Consider the following 14,972-nt stretch of genomic DNA (forward strand, 5'->3'; position numbering starts at 1 on the left):
CAAGTGATCTCGTTCTTCGCAATCGCTGCAATCGTCCCGATCATCCTGGCCTACGTTGGTTTCAGCTACTGGACGTTTCGGGGAAAGGTCGGCGCTTCATGAACGAGCAAAGATGACGGCGGGTCCGTCCGCCGACCGAGCCCGACAGCTCCTGCTCGAAACGATGGCATCGCGGAGAAAGATTGCAATGACGCATCGGCCAGCCCTGTTTGAACCCATTCGGGTCGGCTCGCTCGAATTGTCGAACCGGATCGTTATCGCGCCGATGTGCCAATATTCGGCAGACAATGGCTGCATGACCGACTGGCACTTGATCCATTTGGGTCACCTTTCGCTTTCCGGGGCGGCCCTGCTCACGATCGAGGCCACAGCAGTGCTGCCGGATGGCCGCATCACATGGGCGGATGTTGGCCTGTACGACAATGCGACGGAAATGGCGATGGGCTCCACGCTCGATCGAATTCGACGCTGGTCGGGCATTCCTATCGGCATCCAATTGAACCACGCAGGCCGCAAAGCGTCGACGGACGTGCCTTGGGTAGGAGGGGCCCAGATCGCGCCGAGCGCGCCAAATGGCTGGCAGACGGAAGCACCTTCGTCGATCCCCTATGCCGAAGGCGAGATGTCGCCGCAGATGCTAGACCTCGAACGACTTCGCGAGATACGAGATGCATTCGTATCATCGGCAAAACGCGCCCGTTATATCGGCGTCGATCTGATACAGCTTCACTGCGCACACGGCTACCTTTTGCATCAATTCCTGTCACCGCTCTCCAACCAGCGTGACGACAAGTTTGGTGGATCCTTGGAAAATCGCATGCGATTTCCACTTGCGGTATTCGAGGCGGTGCGCGAGTCGATACCTGACAGGCCCGTCACCGTTCGAATATCTGGCACCGACTGGGTCGACGGAGGCTGGGACATCGAACAAACCTGCGCCTTCGCAACGACGCTCGAAGCTGCCGGCTGCGACGCGGTCCATATTTCCAGCGGGGGTCTTCATCCAGCTCAGCGGATTCCCGTGGGGCCAAGCTATCAGGTGCCCCTGGCTCGGGCCGTCAAGACAGCCGTCGAGATACCTGTCGTCGCCGTCGGACAGATCACCGGCTTCGACCAGGCCGAAGCGATTGTCGGTACCCGGGAAGCTGATATGGTCGCACTGGCACGGACTATCCTTTATGATCCTCGGTGGCCCTGGCATGCTGCGGCCGAATTAGGCGCGCAGGTCCAGGCACCAAATCAGTACCTTCGGTCGCAGCCTCGACGCTTCAAGGATTTGTTGACAGGGAGTAGCCCCAAGAGGTCCGAGCAGTCTTCCCTTGTTGACCGCAATCTACGAGTTCTTGCATCATAGCTGGCAAATTCGGGGGTGCCAGTTAGGACGCCGCGCGCATTGTCGCCGATCTAACCACTGGCCGCAAATTCGCGGCACGGAGGTGCCTAGTGCCGAGCTCCTGTTCTCATAGAGGCCTTATCAGGACCGTTACGCCGAGCGCGCGAGGCTGCGAGGAATGCTTGAAGACTCGGAGCTGGTGGGTCCACCTGCGCATCTGTCGTTCGTGTGGCCACGTCGGTTGTTGCGACCAATCGCCCGGAAAGCACGCCACAAAGCACTTTCAGACGAGTGGACATCCCATCATTGAGGGTTACGATCCGCCAGAGGGTTGGGGCTGGTGCTATGTCGACGAGACGTTCATCGAGCTTGATCATCCCACACAGCAGCTCGGTCCAATACCGAGATTCGTGTGATCGGTGTAAAGCCGCCGGTCGATCACGAATTCTCCGGCATTCCGCGGCTCTCGCTGCGGCCACTTCTCGTCCGGCGCACCCTGGAATGCTCGTGTCAGCCCGACGATCGGCCTCGTGCGAGGGCAACTCTTGCGAGCGCACGATCCGGTGGATGCGACGCACATACTATGCCCGCCACATAAGCTCTTGTCGTCTCGAGCAGCCGAAACATCGGCGCTTCACTCGCCATCTCGACCGCGAGAAATGATTTGTCGAAAAGACGGTAGAACGATTCTGATGGCCGCGTGCACACGCTATCCAAACAGCCCGCGATAGCGCGCTCGGCAGTGAACGAGCCACGGAGAGTAGCCAGATGAACCAGCATGCGCTGCTCTTCCTCAGAGAGAAGGCCGTAGCTCCAATCGAAAGCCGCTGCCAAGGTGCGGTGCCTGGGCAACGCTGTCCGGCGACCTCGTGTGAGAATTGCGAAACAATCGTCGAGACGGGCAGCAATATCACGAAGCCCAAGCTCCGCAACCCGAGCGGCGGCCAGCTCGAGCGCGAGCGGTATTCCGTCAAGCCTCCGACAGATTTCAGCAATTGTCGGAATATCTCGCCGGCGTGGTTCAAATCGCATCGAAGATTGGACACGATCAACGAACAGGGTGATTGCCGAGAATTTCGCTATGTCCCTCTGCTCAATCTCCTCTCCTTCTGCGGGAAACGTGAGCGACGGCAGCAGATGGGTCCATTCCCCGGTCGCTCGTAGCGCTTCCCGGCTGGTCACCAGCAACTTCAAATTACAGCACCGACTTAACATCACCTCTGCAAGTGTCGCGATGGGTTCAACGATGTGCTCGCATGTGTCGAGTATCAAAACCGCTTCATGAAGCCTAAGGTGATCGCACAATAATTCGAGCGGGTCATGACCTGGTGCCAGATGCAGGGCCTCCGAGATGACTTGAGCTGCTCCAGCACCGTCAACGACATGCGACAGATCAACGAATCCGATCACGCCCTGAAAGTGCTCCGCGTAACGCTTCGCGGTTGCGATCGCAACGGTTGTCTTGCCGATACCGCCCGGCCCGGTGATGGTTACGAGGCGATGTCGGTCCAGCGCACCTTCAACAATTTGAATTGCTTCATCTCGACCGACTGTCGGATTAGGCAGGATTGGCAGTGCGGCAGGCCTCCAGGGCCTTGAGCCGTTCGGCTCGATCCCGTGCGGATGATAGCGTACGGGTAGAACGAAACAATATCCGCGATTCGGCACCGTATCGATTGCGCGGCTCGTCTCGTCGCATTGCGACAGTACCTTTCTAAGGACGGCCATCTGCACGCGAACATTCGCTTCTTCGACCGTAACGTTTGGCCAAACCAGACGCATTAGATCGTTGAAGCTCACAATGCTTCCAGCCCGCGACACCAGCAAGAGCAATAGGTCGAGCGCCCGCCCGCCAATCGCGACGCGCTCGGCGCCGTGCACCAGCATCCGCCGCTTTGGAAACAATCGCAGGCCTGCGAACTCGTAGCACTCCTCGGATGTCGGCTCTGCCCCTGGTGAGGCGGTAACGGGACTGTTCCGCTGCGGTGTTGAACAAGAGCCCTCATCCAAGAGCCCGCTTTTGACTGGCCGTTCGCTTAGCAGGGTCACCGACTACCTCGCGCAATGTTAAGCGCCGTATGTCGCACAGTAAGGCCAACGCGCTTCTACTATGATGCCCATTTTGTCGCAGGCCAATCTAGCAAGGGTCTCTACGACCCATACTTTGGTGTGTTCTTTTGTTGGTGACGGCCGCACCTTCGTTTAGTAGGGTTAGGCGCTACTTATGGTATTGATTTCAAGCTTCTTCTGGGTAGCGCGCGCATGGCCCAAGCGACGGATGGCACACCTACCGTGCACGTCATTGATGACGACGATTCTGTGCGCTTAATGCTCGATAGCCTGCTGCGGTCGGTCAGGCTTAACGTCCGCAGCTACAGCACCACGCAGGAGTTTCTGAAGGCGAGCCGCCTGGACGGCCCCGGTTGCATTGTTCTCGACATTCGCCTTCCGGGAATCAACGGACTGGACTTTCAGGAACAGCTCCAGGAAATTGGGGTGAGATTACCCGTGGTGCTGATGACTGGACATGGGGACATTCCGATGAGTGTGCGAGGTATGAAAGCCGGCGCAGTCGACTTCCTTCCCAAGCCATTTCGAGATCAAGACATGATCGATGCGGTCACGACAGCACTCGATCGGGATCGGGCGCGTCGCGCCAACGATGACTGGGCTGTCGCGACGGCCGATCGGTTCGCCACGCTTTCCTCGCGCGAGCGCGAAGTGATGATGTTGGTAACCTCCGGCAAACTGAACAAGCAAGTGGCAGGAGAACTCGGCCTAAGCGAGATAACAGTCAAGATGCATCGCGGTGCCGCGATGCGCAAAATGGAAGCTCATTCCATTGCAGATCTGGTTCGCATGGCAGATGCACTCAAGAACAGAGCGCGCTGAGAAGACGTTCAATGCTCTAACCACGTAGGCGGCGACAGAAATGATTTCCATTGTCGATGATGACGTCGCTGTGCGGGAAATGCTGGTCTCGCTAACAAGATCACTTGGATACGACGCCCTCGGATTCGCGTCCGCGGAGGAGTTTCTTGCATCCGCTGACTTTGGACGATTCGCCTGCGCGATTACAGATATTCATATGCCGGGAATGAACGGCTTCGAGCTTCAGAAGCAACTTCATCAGCGCAACCAATCATTTCCGGTCATCATGATAACGGCCCGCACGGAACCAGATCTCGAAAGGAAGGCTATTTCCAGTGGGGCGATAGGCTTCCTCCGCAAACCTCTGGATGTCGAAAAGCTGGTTGGCTGCATCGAGAGGGCATTGGGCGATTGAGGCCGTAGCCGAAAACCGCTCTTCGAACTCAAGTTTCCAGGCCATTGCTGCTGAGATGCGGGATAGTGAAATGAAATGCGGCTCCCTGCGGAACGTTTGCCTCGGCCCAAATCGTTCCTCCGTGGCTTTCTATGATCGAACGGCAGATCGATAGCCCCATTCCCATGCCGCTTGCCTTGGTCGTGTAAAATGGATCGAAAAGTCGATCCAGTTGCTCCGGGCCTATACCCCTCCCCGAATCTCGCACAGATACCAGTACGCCGTTTGAGCGGTTCATCGAAGAGCTGATCAGCAGTTCGCGCCGCGCTTGGCTAACCTCATCCAGGGCATGTACTGCGTTGATGATCAAATTCAACATAACTTGCTGTACTTGGGTGCGATCGGCTTCAACAAGAGGTAAGCCCTCCGCAAGCTGTGTCTGCACCGCGATGTGGCTCTTCGTTACCTCACCGCGCGTGAGCTCGATCACCTCGCCGATCGCTTCGTTGATCTCCATGCGCTCCTTCCGCAGTGGCGCCTTTTTGACAAGCTCACGAGTTCGATCGACGACGACGCCAACTCGACGGCCATCCTTGGTGATCCTCTCAAGTAGTTGGCGAACCTCCTCCAACTCCGGTGGCTGGCGGGCGAGCCAGCGCAGCGCCGCCTCGGCGTTTCCGATCGTTGCCGTGATCGGCTGGTTGACCTCATGGGCGATCGAGGCCGTAAGCTGGCCCATGGTTGCTACACGATTCGCGTGTGCCAGCTCCATCTGAGTCTCGCGATAGCGCCGCTCGCTTTCACGTGCTTCAGATTCCGCTCGCCGGCGTTCAGTCAGGTCAAGGACAAAAGAGACGCCCTGATTTCTATTTTGCTCAAGGAGAGCCGCTCCCATCAGCACGGGCACGCGGCTACCATCCTTCCGAAAATAATCCCTCTCAAACGGCCGTATCGTTCCTGTGACCTTTATCTCCTCCAGGGCCCTCGCAATTCGGTCGCTCTCCTCCGGCGGAATCAAATCTGTCCAGCGTACCCGACTAGAAACGAAATCGTCCCGGTCGAATCCCATCATGTGGAGAAACGTATCGTTGGCCTCGATGATGCGACCTTCGAAGTCCCAGAAGACGATCCCGATGAGGTTGGCGTCGAACAGGCTCCGAATCTTCGCCTCCTGCTCCTGCACTTCGGATTCCATCCGCTTGCGCTCCGTCAGGTCGAGGACAAAAGCGACACCCTGGTTCCCGCCTTCTTCGAAGCTCGCCGCGCCGACCAGTACAGGCACACGGCTACCGTCCTTCCGGACATACTCTTTCTCGTATGGCTGGGCGATACCCGTACTCCTAACTTCTTCGAGCATCTGTGTGTTGCGGTCGCGCCATTCCGGCGCCGTGAGTTCGGCCCCGTTGAGAAGTCCCGATGCGAGAGCTGCGCGGTCGTATCCAACGATGCGGAGGAATGCATCATTGGCCTCAGTGATTCGACTTTGGTGATCGAAGATAACGATCCCGATGATGTTGGCTTCGACCAAGCGACGGATTCTCGCTTCACGCTGCTGAAGGTCGCTATAGAGATGCGTATTCTCCAGCGAGATCGCAAGTTGCGATGCCAGCAACCCAAGCATTGCAGTTCGATCTGGCGTGAACGCGCCCGTGGTCAACGTGTTCTCGAGATAGAGTACTCCGGCCAGCGCCGTTTGTCGCACGAGGGGAAGGCAAAAGACCGAACGAGGTTGTCGACGCCGGAGGTACTCGTCGCCCGAGAAGGGGTTGGGTCGCCTGGCATCATCGAGAATGACCGTTTCGCGTGTCCGAATTACATACCGAATCAGGGAGTCGGGGACATCGTTGCCGGAGAGGGACATTCGGCACAAAACAATCTCGCCGCCGGCTACCTCCGCCATCGCTTCGACTCGAAAGTCATTGTTCTGGGGCAAGACCAACAACCCTCGATCGGCTCCCGCGTTTTCGAGCGAGACGTTCATCAATCGCCCAATCAGCTTCGGCAATTCAATCTCACTGGACACGGCTTGAGAGGCCTTCAAGAGTGTGTTGACGTCCAGCTTCTGGATGGCTGCCGCTGCCGTCTCGATTTGCCGATAGCTCTCGCCAGTAGCAAGGTTGGGGTATCGAGATTCCAGTTGCAGCACCTTACCGTCTGCCCCCCACAGCGCGTAACACGCACGAGCGTTGCGCAGATGCGCGTAGCCGTTCGTTTCAAGCTCCACAGCAAGATAAAACTGGCCGGCGAGTTCGCTGGCCATGGCTTCGTTTTGGATCAAGCCGTTCTCGTGCGCCGAGCGGATCGCCGCTTCGTACTGGCGCATCGCGTCCATCTGGCGGCCCTCGAGGCGCGCGATCTCTGCTGAGACCAGCGCGTATCGATTGTGATAATTCTCAGGGCAATTGTCGGCCCACAGCTTCAGCTTCTTCAGTTTCTCGTCAATCAATTTGCGATATTGCGCTTGCTGTGGCGCCGAGGCTGTAGGATACAACCCGATTAGCGTAAGCGCGTGGCAGAAATGATAGGTTGCCTCAATGGGCATCGCCATCGCGGCGCCGAGCACTGGCTCTGCGTCCGCGGCGGCCTGTAGTGCGTCCTCGTACTGACCATAGAGGACAGCGAGGATTTGCTTCATGATATGATAGAAGACGATGCCGCAGCCAAAGGCTGCCTTGACGATCGTGGCAACGCAAGTTGCTTCATCGAATGTGCCGTCCTCGAAGCTCAAGGGGGATTTCGTCCTCCCCCGGAGGCTTCCGATAAACTGCTGCTGCAGCCGGATCGTCTCGAAAACTGCCTCGTTGTGGCTCTGCTTTGCAAACGCTGCGTACCTACTTGCTGATGTCAGCACATCCTCAAGGGTTTCTCCCTTTTCGATGAGCTGCCACACGGTTTCGAACGCGAGGAACCCCGCATAGACGAGGTCCCCGACCTCGAGACAGGCCTCAAACGCCTGCTCCAGAATCGGTAGTCCTGTGGCGAAGTGCCTTCGCCACAAATTGACATGATCGCCATGCAGGTGAAGCAGCGTGCCTCGCAAACGCAAGTTCTTGAATCGCTCGTTCAGCCGTAGCGACATCTCGGAAAACTGATACGCCGAGTCGATGTCGCCCTTCAGGGAGACAAGCCAGAGCGCGAAGACACCGTAAACATAGCTCGACTGCTCCGTATTCCCGTCTGTTATGGAACGATTGACCCCCTCGAGAGCGACCAGCGGAAACAGCGGCGGCCGCGCGATATAGGCGCAGGGTGTTGCGTCAACGAGGAGCTCAATGATTGCCCGGCTGATGGGATCAACCGCAACCTCCGCATCGAGAAGCGCGCCGACCGGGCGCCCGGCCAGATTGACGGGAAGATTGCGGAATTGCGCTTCAACGGCTGCCTTGATGTCCTGATCGTTGTCAGGAAAAGTGACTCCAAACGAGCTCAGCGCATTTAACGCGACAGCGAGTCCTTGGTCGTATTTGCCTGCTACCTGGTACAGCTTGATGCGCAAGCTGTGAACCTTGGCTCGATCCAAGTTTGATGATGCTCTATCCAGGATGATGTCGAAGAGCGCGTCGGCCGCTTCGAAGTTGCCGGCTAAATATTCGCATTCCGAGAGTAGCAGGTAGAGCTCGAATGTCGTCTCGTAGCGGCTAGTCCACGCATCAAGAGGTGAAAGCTTAGATGCTTGCACGAGGTAATTGCGAGCCGACGCGTACGCAGTCGAGCTTTTTGCGCGCTTTCCTGCCAACACGTTCAACCCGGCAACCTGCTCGCGCTCGTCATGGGCCTCGATGAGGGCCACGCCGCGATTGAGATGGTTCACTATGTCGAAAATTTTGTCTTCAAGCTCGTCGGCTGCGGTCCCGGCTGCGAGCACGCGGCCGATCCGAAGATGGGCCGCGGCGAGATCGGACTCGGGGATGAGCCCATAGGCTGCTTCGTGCACGCGGTCGTGGAGGAATTTATAGGCACCGTCCACCTTGAAGATGAGGCCCGCCAGTACCGCCTCCCGGAGCGTCGCGTGAATCTTCTCTTCGGACTCTCCGTGAACGACCATCATGGTCGCGATCTCAGCGACGCTGCCAAGGCAAGCAAGTTGCCCCAAGGCGTTTCGTGTCGTACCCGACAAGCGACGGAGCTTGACCGACATGAGATCGAGCACGTTGTCCGAGAAGCGCTTTGCATGGATGCGTGAGACGTCCCAAACCCACTTCGCTGTCGTGTGATCGAATTGAAGTAGCCCTTCCTCTCCGAGCTCCGTGAGAAATTGGATTGCAAAGAATGGATTGCCTTCCGTCTTTTGGTGGATCAGCCTCGCAAGCGGCTGCGCGCCAACGTCGCCGCAATGCAGCGTCTCCTCGATCATTTGCTCGATGGCTTCCTGCTTGAGCGGCGCGAGCAACGTCTCCTGCACCCTCCCGCCACCGGAACGGATCGCTTCCTGGATTCGTCTGAGCGGATGGGACGAGCCGACTTCGTTATGACGATAAGCACCCACTAGCAACAAATGACGAATCTCGGGGTGCGTGGCGAGATGTTTCAGCATCTCCAGTGTTGCCGTATCGAGCCATTGCAAATCGTCTAGGAACAGCGCGAGGGGATGCTCTGCTCGAGCAAACACACCGACGAAGCGGCGGAATACCCGCTGAAACCGATTGTAATCCTCCTGGGGAGGGAGTTCAGGAACGGCTGGCTGCTCTCCTATGACCAGTGCGAGCTCCGGGATCAGGTTTATCATGAGCTGGCCATTGAAGCCCAACGCATCGAGCAGGAGCGATCGCCAAAGCGATATCTCCTCATCGCTTTTGCTGAGAAGCTGTCGCACAAGCGATTGAAAAGCTTGAGCCAGGGTTGCATACGGGATGTCGCGCTTGTACTGATCGAACTTCCCACCGGCGAACAAACCTCGCGGCGGCACCAGAGCTTTGTGCAGTTCGTTTACGATCGACGATTTGCCGATACCGGCTTGGCCGGAAATGAACACGATTTCCGTCATCCCGTTGGCAATGACACGATCGAAGGCCGCAAACAGACTATCGACCTCCTTTTCGCGACCATAGAGTTTTTCCGGAATCAGCAGCCGATCGGACGCATCATGAAGACCGAGCGGAAACCATTCGATCCGGCCATGGGTGACCCATTCGGAGAGACATCGCTGCAGGTCGGCCTCGACGCCCGCTGCCGTCTGGTACCGGCTTTCCGCATTCTTGGCGAGGAGCTTCAAAACGATTGCGGCGACAGAGAGTGAAATCCCGTTGACACGCTCATTGGGCGGCACGGGATGCCGGGCGATGTGACAATGAATCCATTCCATCGGGTCGACGGCAGAGAATGGAAGCGATCCCGTCAACATCTGGTAGAAGGTGACACCGAGAGAGTATAGATCGCTGCGAGTATCGATGGATCGATTCATCCGTCCGGTTTGTTCCGGCGACATGTAAGGCAGCGTGCCGGCAATCACTTCGGGCGGAGCAGGACTTTGGTGTTCGCGCGGCAGGCGTGAGGCCATGCCGAACCCGGTGATCTTGACCTCTCCGGTCGCACGATTCACAAGGATGTTGGTCGGCTTGAGATCCTTGTGGATGAGGCCGCGCCGGTGGACGTTGCCGACAGCCGCAGCGATATCTATGGCGAGACGCAGAAAGCTTGCAACCTCCATTGGTGCGTCAATCAGGCTTTCGAGCGGCTCCCCCCCTGGGTCCTCGAGAAGCAGTACGGTGCGACCGCCCTCATGAAGAAGGTCTAACGGACATACAGCCCACGCGCGATCGAGTTCGTCCTTCCATCCGTGTTCGCGAGCAAGGCGATCGATGACGGCAGGATGTGGACGCTCCGAGGAAGGCCGCACTGCCAGTACGGCGACGGCGCTGCCATCGGAGCGCCTATGCGATCCTCGGCAGAAGACACGCTCGTCATCCTTCCAGGCAACCTGGAAGCTGCTATCTGCGATTCCGGCGAAGCGAACTGCATCCATGTTAGTGCCGGTTCACATCGGTTCGGTCGCGAGTGAAGTAGGTACGAGCCCGCGCCGCTGCGGTGCTAAGCAACAGCCCACATAATACTACCGCTGATGGGCCGGCGCATTACCGAATACTGCGGACCCATGCGCAAATCTTGCTATGCGAGGACCGGGAACCGTGAGCCTCAGCGCTCGCCCCCTGGTTGACGAAGTGCGCGATACTGACCTGGCGTTAGTCCCGTCGCATTCCGAAAGGCTCTGATGAAATTGCCCTGCGATCGAAAGCCGGTTTCCAGCGCAATGTCCACGAGTGAGGAATGATTCAATGCCAGTCGCGTTTGCGCCTCTTGCACTCGGCGATACGTCAAGTAGCGATGAGGCGAAAGGCCGGTCGCCTCTCGAAACAGCCGCAAGAAATGAAAGTCACTGAGATGGGCCTCAGCTGCTAGATCGTGGAGCGTTATGTTCTCCGCAAAACGCGCTTCAATGAAATCGAGGACTCGTTTGAGGCGCTTGGCATCGATATTCGGGGCTTTTGAGGGCCGCCTCCAGCGATCGACGGAATAGTTACCAATCAGATGTGCCGCAAGCGCTGCTTGCATGCCATCCAGGAAAAGACGGTCTATCTGTTCGACACCCCGACTCGCGACACCGTGGATGTTCATGGCGATCTGGTGAAGCATGGCGTCTCTAAGACCGCCGGAGTAGACCAACTCGGCCTTCGAGGGGTCTATGTCGTAGTCCTCAAGGGCACTCTGTTGGATCAAGGTTGGCGGCAAAAAAATATGCAGACACTCGATTGGAGATGTAATGCCGCTAACGCTCTCGTCGGTCCCCTCGGGGCAAATGCAGGCGATACCCGGTTGAATAAAATCCCGGCGGGTCAGGCCGTTTCCTTCCTGAATTGCGAATGCGCGGCCAGAAAGCACAAACGCAAGCTCGTTGCTGACGCAGACGCCGGGCCGTTGAAATCCAGCTTCGAGAAATCGATGCTCTACACGCAGGTGCGGAAACTCAGCCACGCCCACCAAACGCGATGTAGTGTCGTGATATTTTCGATCGCCATGCGTTTTCAGGATCACGGCCCGCTCCATGGGATCGCCACGATACCCATTTGTGAAACCAGTGGAAATACCTGGCCGTGAGCTTCGTCGCGCGATAGATCCGCCGGCAGCGTCGTGGTTCCATCCGTTAGCTGGATGCTCAAATAATATGCAGCCGCCAGCTATCCTTCGGACTGAAGCTTTCTGAAACCGGAGTAACTCCAAGCGCAACGCCAAACCGATCTCGCTGCGTCGCTCAATCCCATCGGTGTTTTTCTTGACGACGATTTACCAGTCTTTACACCCTCACTGACGCGATGCCGGCTAAGTTATCGATAGCTCCCAGCGCCTTCGTCGATGTTGCGATGCTCAGGAAGGCGAATGGAACGGTCGCCCAGCCAGGCGAGATCAGATTGACGACAGATGTCGCGTCACATGGGATGGTGTCGCAGTCCTCTATTGGGGGATGCATGCACGGTTTCACCACGGGGAACGCGTACGTTTGCGCCACTCGCAATCCGCGTGAGAGCCGGTAGATGCAGGTCGTACCAACCGTCGGCTACACTGGGAGCGGAACGCAACAGCCGCTCCCCGATCCGCTCGAGCAGCAACTGAGAGAATCTCTTGAGCGTGAGGCGGCAACGGCCGAGATATTGAGGGTCATCGCGAGTTCGCCTTCCGGCTTTGGCCCCATCTTCGCAGCGATCGCAGAAAGGTCCAACAAGCTCGTAAACGGGCTGTCTACAGCGGTTCTTCAGTTAATCGATGACAGGTTGCATCTTGCTGCGTTCACCCGACGAGGCGAGATCGCGGACGCGGCCTTGATCAATCTGTTTCCCCTGAAGCTTTCAGACGTCGATTGGTATGAAAGAACAATCCGGGAGGTACGGCCAGTTCAGATCGAGGATTGCGAGTTGGGGTTCGCCGACTTGCCTGGCCTGTTGGATCTCTCGCGCAAGCGAGGCTTCCGGAGCGTTGCCCTGATCCCGCTTTTTCGCGACTCCGGGAGCGTCGGCATCATCAGCGTAACGCGCGCAGAGATCGGAAAATTCCGGGAAGAGCACATACGTCTGTTACGAACATTTGCTGATCAGGCGGTTATTGCGATCGAGAACGCCCGGCTTTTCAACGAAGTGCAGGCCAGAACGACCGATCTTACACGATCACTCGAGGACCTGCGCGTGGCCCAAGATCGCCTCGTGCAGACCGAAAAGCTTGCTTCTCTTGGCCAACTCACGGCAGGTATCGCACACGAAATCAAGAATCCGCTCAATTTCGTCAACAATTTTTCAGCGCTGTCAGTCGAGCTGACCGACGAACTCAACGACGTCCTAAGGCAGGCAACTCTCACGGAGGAAATCCGCATCAAAGTCGATGAATTGACCAGTCTTCTTAGAGAGGACCTCGAGAAGGTCATTCAGCACGGCAAGCGAGCCGATTCCATCGTCAAGAACATGCTGCTGCACTCGCGCGAGCGCTCGGGCGAGCGCCGCCCGGCTGACGTCAATGCGTTGGTCGAAGAGAGTCTCAACCTCGCCTATCACGGCGCGCGTGCGGAGGACTCGGCCTTCAAAATCACACTCCAGTGCGAGCTGGACCCTGATGCCGGGACGATCGATCTTTACCCGCAGGACATCACGCGCGTACTGCTCAATCTGATTTCGAACGGCTTCTACGCGACGACCAAGCGCAAGGCGACGGCCGGCGCGGCGTTCGAGCCGACCCTGTGCGCCAGTACCAGGAGCGTGCGCGACGGAGTGGAAATCGGAATTCGCGACAATGGCACGGGCATCCCCGAGGAGGTGAAGGAGAAGATTTTCAATCCCTTCTTCACGACCAAACCGGCTGGTGAAGGAACAGGGCTTGGTCTTTCGATCTGTCACGACATCATCGTGAAACAGCACGGCGGCGGCATCGAGGTCGCGACCGAGCCGGGCGCATTTACCGAGTTCACCATCACGCTGCCACGCATCGCGGCGGCTCAAATCCCCGAGGAGGCCAAAAATTGACCGTCTATATCCTGGTCGTCGATGATGAACCCGACATCGAAGCCCTGTTCCGCCAGCGGTTCCGGCACGATCTGCGTTCCGCGCGCTTTCAGATGGAGTTCGCCACGTCAGCGCCGGCGGCGCTGAGGCGTGCCGTCGAGATCCGGGACGCTTCGCTGATCCTGATCCTTTCGGATATCAACATGCCCGGGATGAGCGGGCTCGAGCTATTGCCGATCATGCGTGCGACGCGTCCCGACGTGCCAGTCATCATGATTACCGCCTATGGCGATACAGAAACGCGTAGGACAGCGATCGAACATGGCGCCGAAGGATTGTTGACCAAGCCGATCGACTTCGCGCTCCTACGGCAGGAAATCGACACGAGGATCGAGCACGCAGCGCCCATCCTCGTGGTTGACGATGAACCGGATCTCGAGAAGGCGAGGCTGAGCTAAAAGGATTTTCTCCGGCGCCTGCGGTCACCAGACCAGCCGTGGGTCGCTGCTCGACCGCTTGTCCGTATTCTTCTCGATTGCAGAGACCGCTTGACCGAAGAAGAGGAGGATTGCGTGCCAAAAATGTTCGTTCACGCTCCCAGTGGCGTTTTCACCCCCGAGGCTCGCGCGCGAGTGGCTGCCGAACTGACTGACCTCGGAATGGCGTGCGAGCGCCTTGCCGACACACCGACAATCCGATCGGGGGTTTGGGTTATCTTCGCCGAGTACGAGCCCGACGCTGTCTTCAGCGGTGGAGAAGTCGCATCGCGTCCGATCATAGCCCTGCTGATCAACGCAATTAAGGGAGGCCTCGACGATCCCGCCAAGAAGCGGCTCATCGAGGAAGGCACGGCGATCCTCGGCAGACACGCTGCCATTGGCGAAGGAAAAGTGCCGGCCTACGTCGCCGTCCAGGAGATCCCCGAGAGCAATTGGGGTATGTACGGAAAGCAGGTCGACCTTTCTGCGATGCGCGCTCCAGCAACCGCCTAGTTGCGCACGGTTATCGCTGAGCGGCATCTTTCGTACAGCGTCTTCCGTAAAACCGAATTAACTATAATTCGGGCAAGTGTCAGCGTCGCCCTTCTTCCGGTGCTCTTCGAACGCCGCGAGGAAAACGACCCGAGGTTCGCCGAATTTGTCGGGCTCGCCCGAATGCCGCTTGCCGAAGGCGAGCTGCTCGCTCACGATTGAGTAAGGCGACGCTGTATGATCTACCGGGTCAAGCGTGAGGCCACACGCGACCCGAATGAAAACTCATGTCCACGCACCAAGCTGGGAAATCAAGGGCTTGCGCTGAGCAGCCTGAGACATAGGTGGCGGTACGTACCGGACACATGGGTTACACTTTCCGCTTTTGTTCTGCGGGAGGTGTGGATGCCGTGGAAAGCGAGTTC

General features: G+C 57.8%; 12 protein-coding genes. 9 read left to right on the top strand and 3 right to left on the bottom strand.

The window, feature by feature from the left end:
- The first annotated feature begins 187 nt into the window (after positions 1 to 187).
- Both SO180_RS39720 and SO180_RS39725 read left to right on the top strand, forming a co-directional pair.
- Positions 188 to 1,354, top strand: coding sequence for an NADH:flavin oxidoreductase/NADH oxidase (locus SO180_RS39720; RefSeq protein ID WP_449384235.1), 1,167 nt, complete (start codon positions 188 to 190; stop codon positions 1,352 to 1,354).
- Between the two features lie 89 nt (positions 1,355 to 1,443).
- The gene (locus SO180_RS39725; RefSeq protein WP_449384236.1) at positions 1,444 to 1,749 is read left to right on the top strand and encodes a UBP-type zinc finger domain-containing protein; all 306 of its coding nucleotides are present in this window, start codon (positions 1,444 to 1,446) and stop codon (positions 1,747 to 1,749) included.
- Positions 1,750 to 1,843: 94 nt separating this feature from the next.
- Here the strand turns inward: SO180_RS39725 and SO180_RS39730 are convergent, their stop codons facing one another.
- Positions 1,844 to 3,220, bottom strand: a complete 1,377-nt coding sequence (locus SO180_RS39730; RefSeq protein WP_449384237.1) for an ATP-binding protein — start codon at positions 3,218 to 3,220, stop codon at positions 1,844 to 1,846.
- Positions 3,221 to 3,595: 375 nt separating this feature from the next.
- Here SO180_RS39730 and SO180_RS39735 point away from each other — a divergent pair, with 375 nt between their 5' ends.
- Entirely contained in the window at positions 3,596 to 4,225 is a 630-nt protein-coding gene (locus SO180_RS39735) for a response regulator transcription factor (RefSeq protein WP_449384238.1), read from the top strand.
- A gap of 40 nt (positions 4,226 to 4,265) precedes the next feature.
- The gene (locus tag SO180_RS39740; protein ID WP_449384239.1) at positions 4,266 to 4,619 is read left to right on the top strand and encodes a response regulator transcription factor; all 354 of its coding nucleotides are present in this window, start codon (positions 4,266 to 4,268) and stop codon (positions 4,617 to 4,619) included.
- 28 nt (positions 4,620 to 4,647) lie between these two features.
- Here SO180_RS39740 and SO180_RS39745 read toward each other — a convergent pair whose 3' ends face one another.
- Both SO180_RS39745 and SO180_RS39750 read right to left on the bottom strand, forming a co-directional pair.
- On the bottom strand, positions 4,648 to 10,560 hold the full coding sequence (locus tag SO180_RS39745) for an AAA family ATPase (protein ID WP_449384240.1): 5,913 nt from the start codon (positions 10,558 to 10,560) through the stop codon (positions 4,648 to 4,650).
- Between the two features lie 170 nt (positions 10,561 to 10,730).
- Positions 10,731 to 11,627, bottom strand: a complete 897-nt coding sequence (locus SO180_RS39750) for a helix-turn-helix domain-containing protein (RefSeq protein ID WP_449384241.1) — start codon at positions 11,625 to 11,627, stop codon at positions 10,731 to 10,733.
- A gap of 497 nt (positions 11,628 to 12,124) precedes the next feature.
- Here SO180_RS39750 and SO180_RS39755 point away from each other — a divergent pair, with 497 nt between their 5' ends.
- The 5 genes from SO180_RS39755 to SO180_RS39775 form a co-directional block, all read left to right on the top strand.
- Entirely contained in the window at positions 12,125 to 13,597 is a 1,473-nt protein-coding gene (locus tag SO180_RS39755) for a sensor histidine kinase (protein WP_449384242.1), read from the top strand.
- Positions 13,594 to 14,034 (top strand): response regulator, encoded by a 441-nt coding sequence (locus SO180_RS39760; RefSeq protein ID WP_449384243.1) that lies wholly within the window; start codon positions 13,594 to 13,596, stop codon positions 14,032 to 14,034. Before SO180_RS39755 ends, SO180_RS39760 begins: the two co-directional genes overlap by 4 nt.
- 90 nt (positions 14,035 to 14,124) lie before the next feature.
- The gene (locus SO180_RS39765; protein ID WP_449384244.1) at positions 14,125 to 14,568 is read left to right on the top strand and encodes a tautomerase family protein; all 444 of its coding nucleotides are present in this window, start codon (positions 14,125 to 14,127) and stop codon (positions 14,566 to 14,568) included.
- Positions 14,569 to 14,769 carry a hypothetical protein gene (locus tag SO180_RS39770; RefSeq protein ID WP_449384245.1) on the top strand — a complete coding sequence of 67 codons (201 nt, stop codon included), beginning with the start codon at positions 14,569 to 14,571 and terminating at the stop codon, positions 14,767 to 14,769.
- A 15-nt stretch (positions 14,770 to 14,784) separates the two neighbouring features.
- A partial coding sequence (locus tag SO180_RS39775) for a hypothetical protein (RefSeq protein WP_449384246.1) occupies positions 14,785 to 14,972 on the top strand: 188 nt, incomplete at its 3' end.

It is taken from the genome of Bradyrhizobium sp. UFLA05-112 (assembly GCF_053572325.1).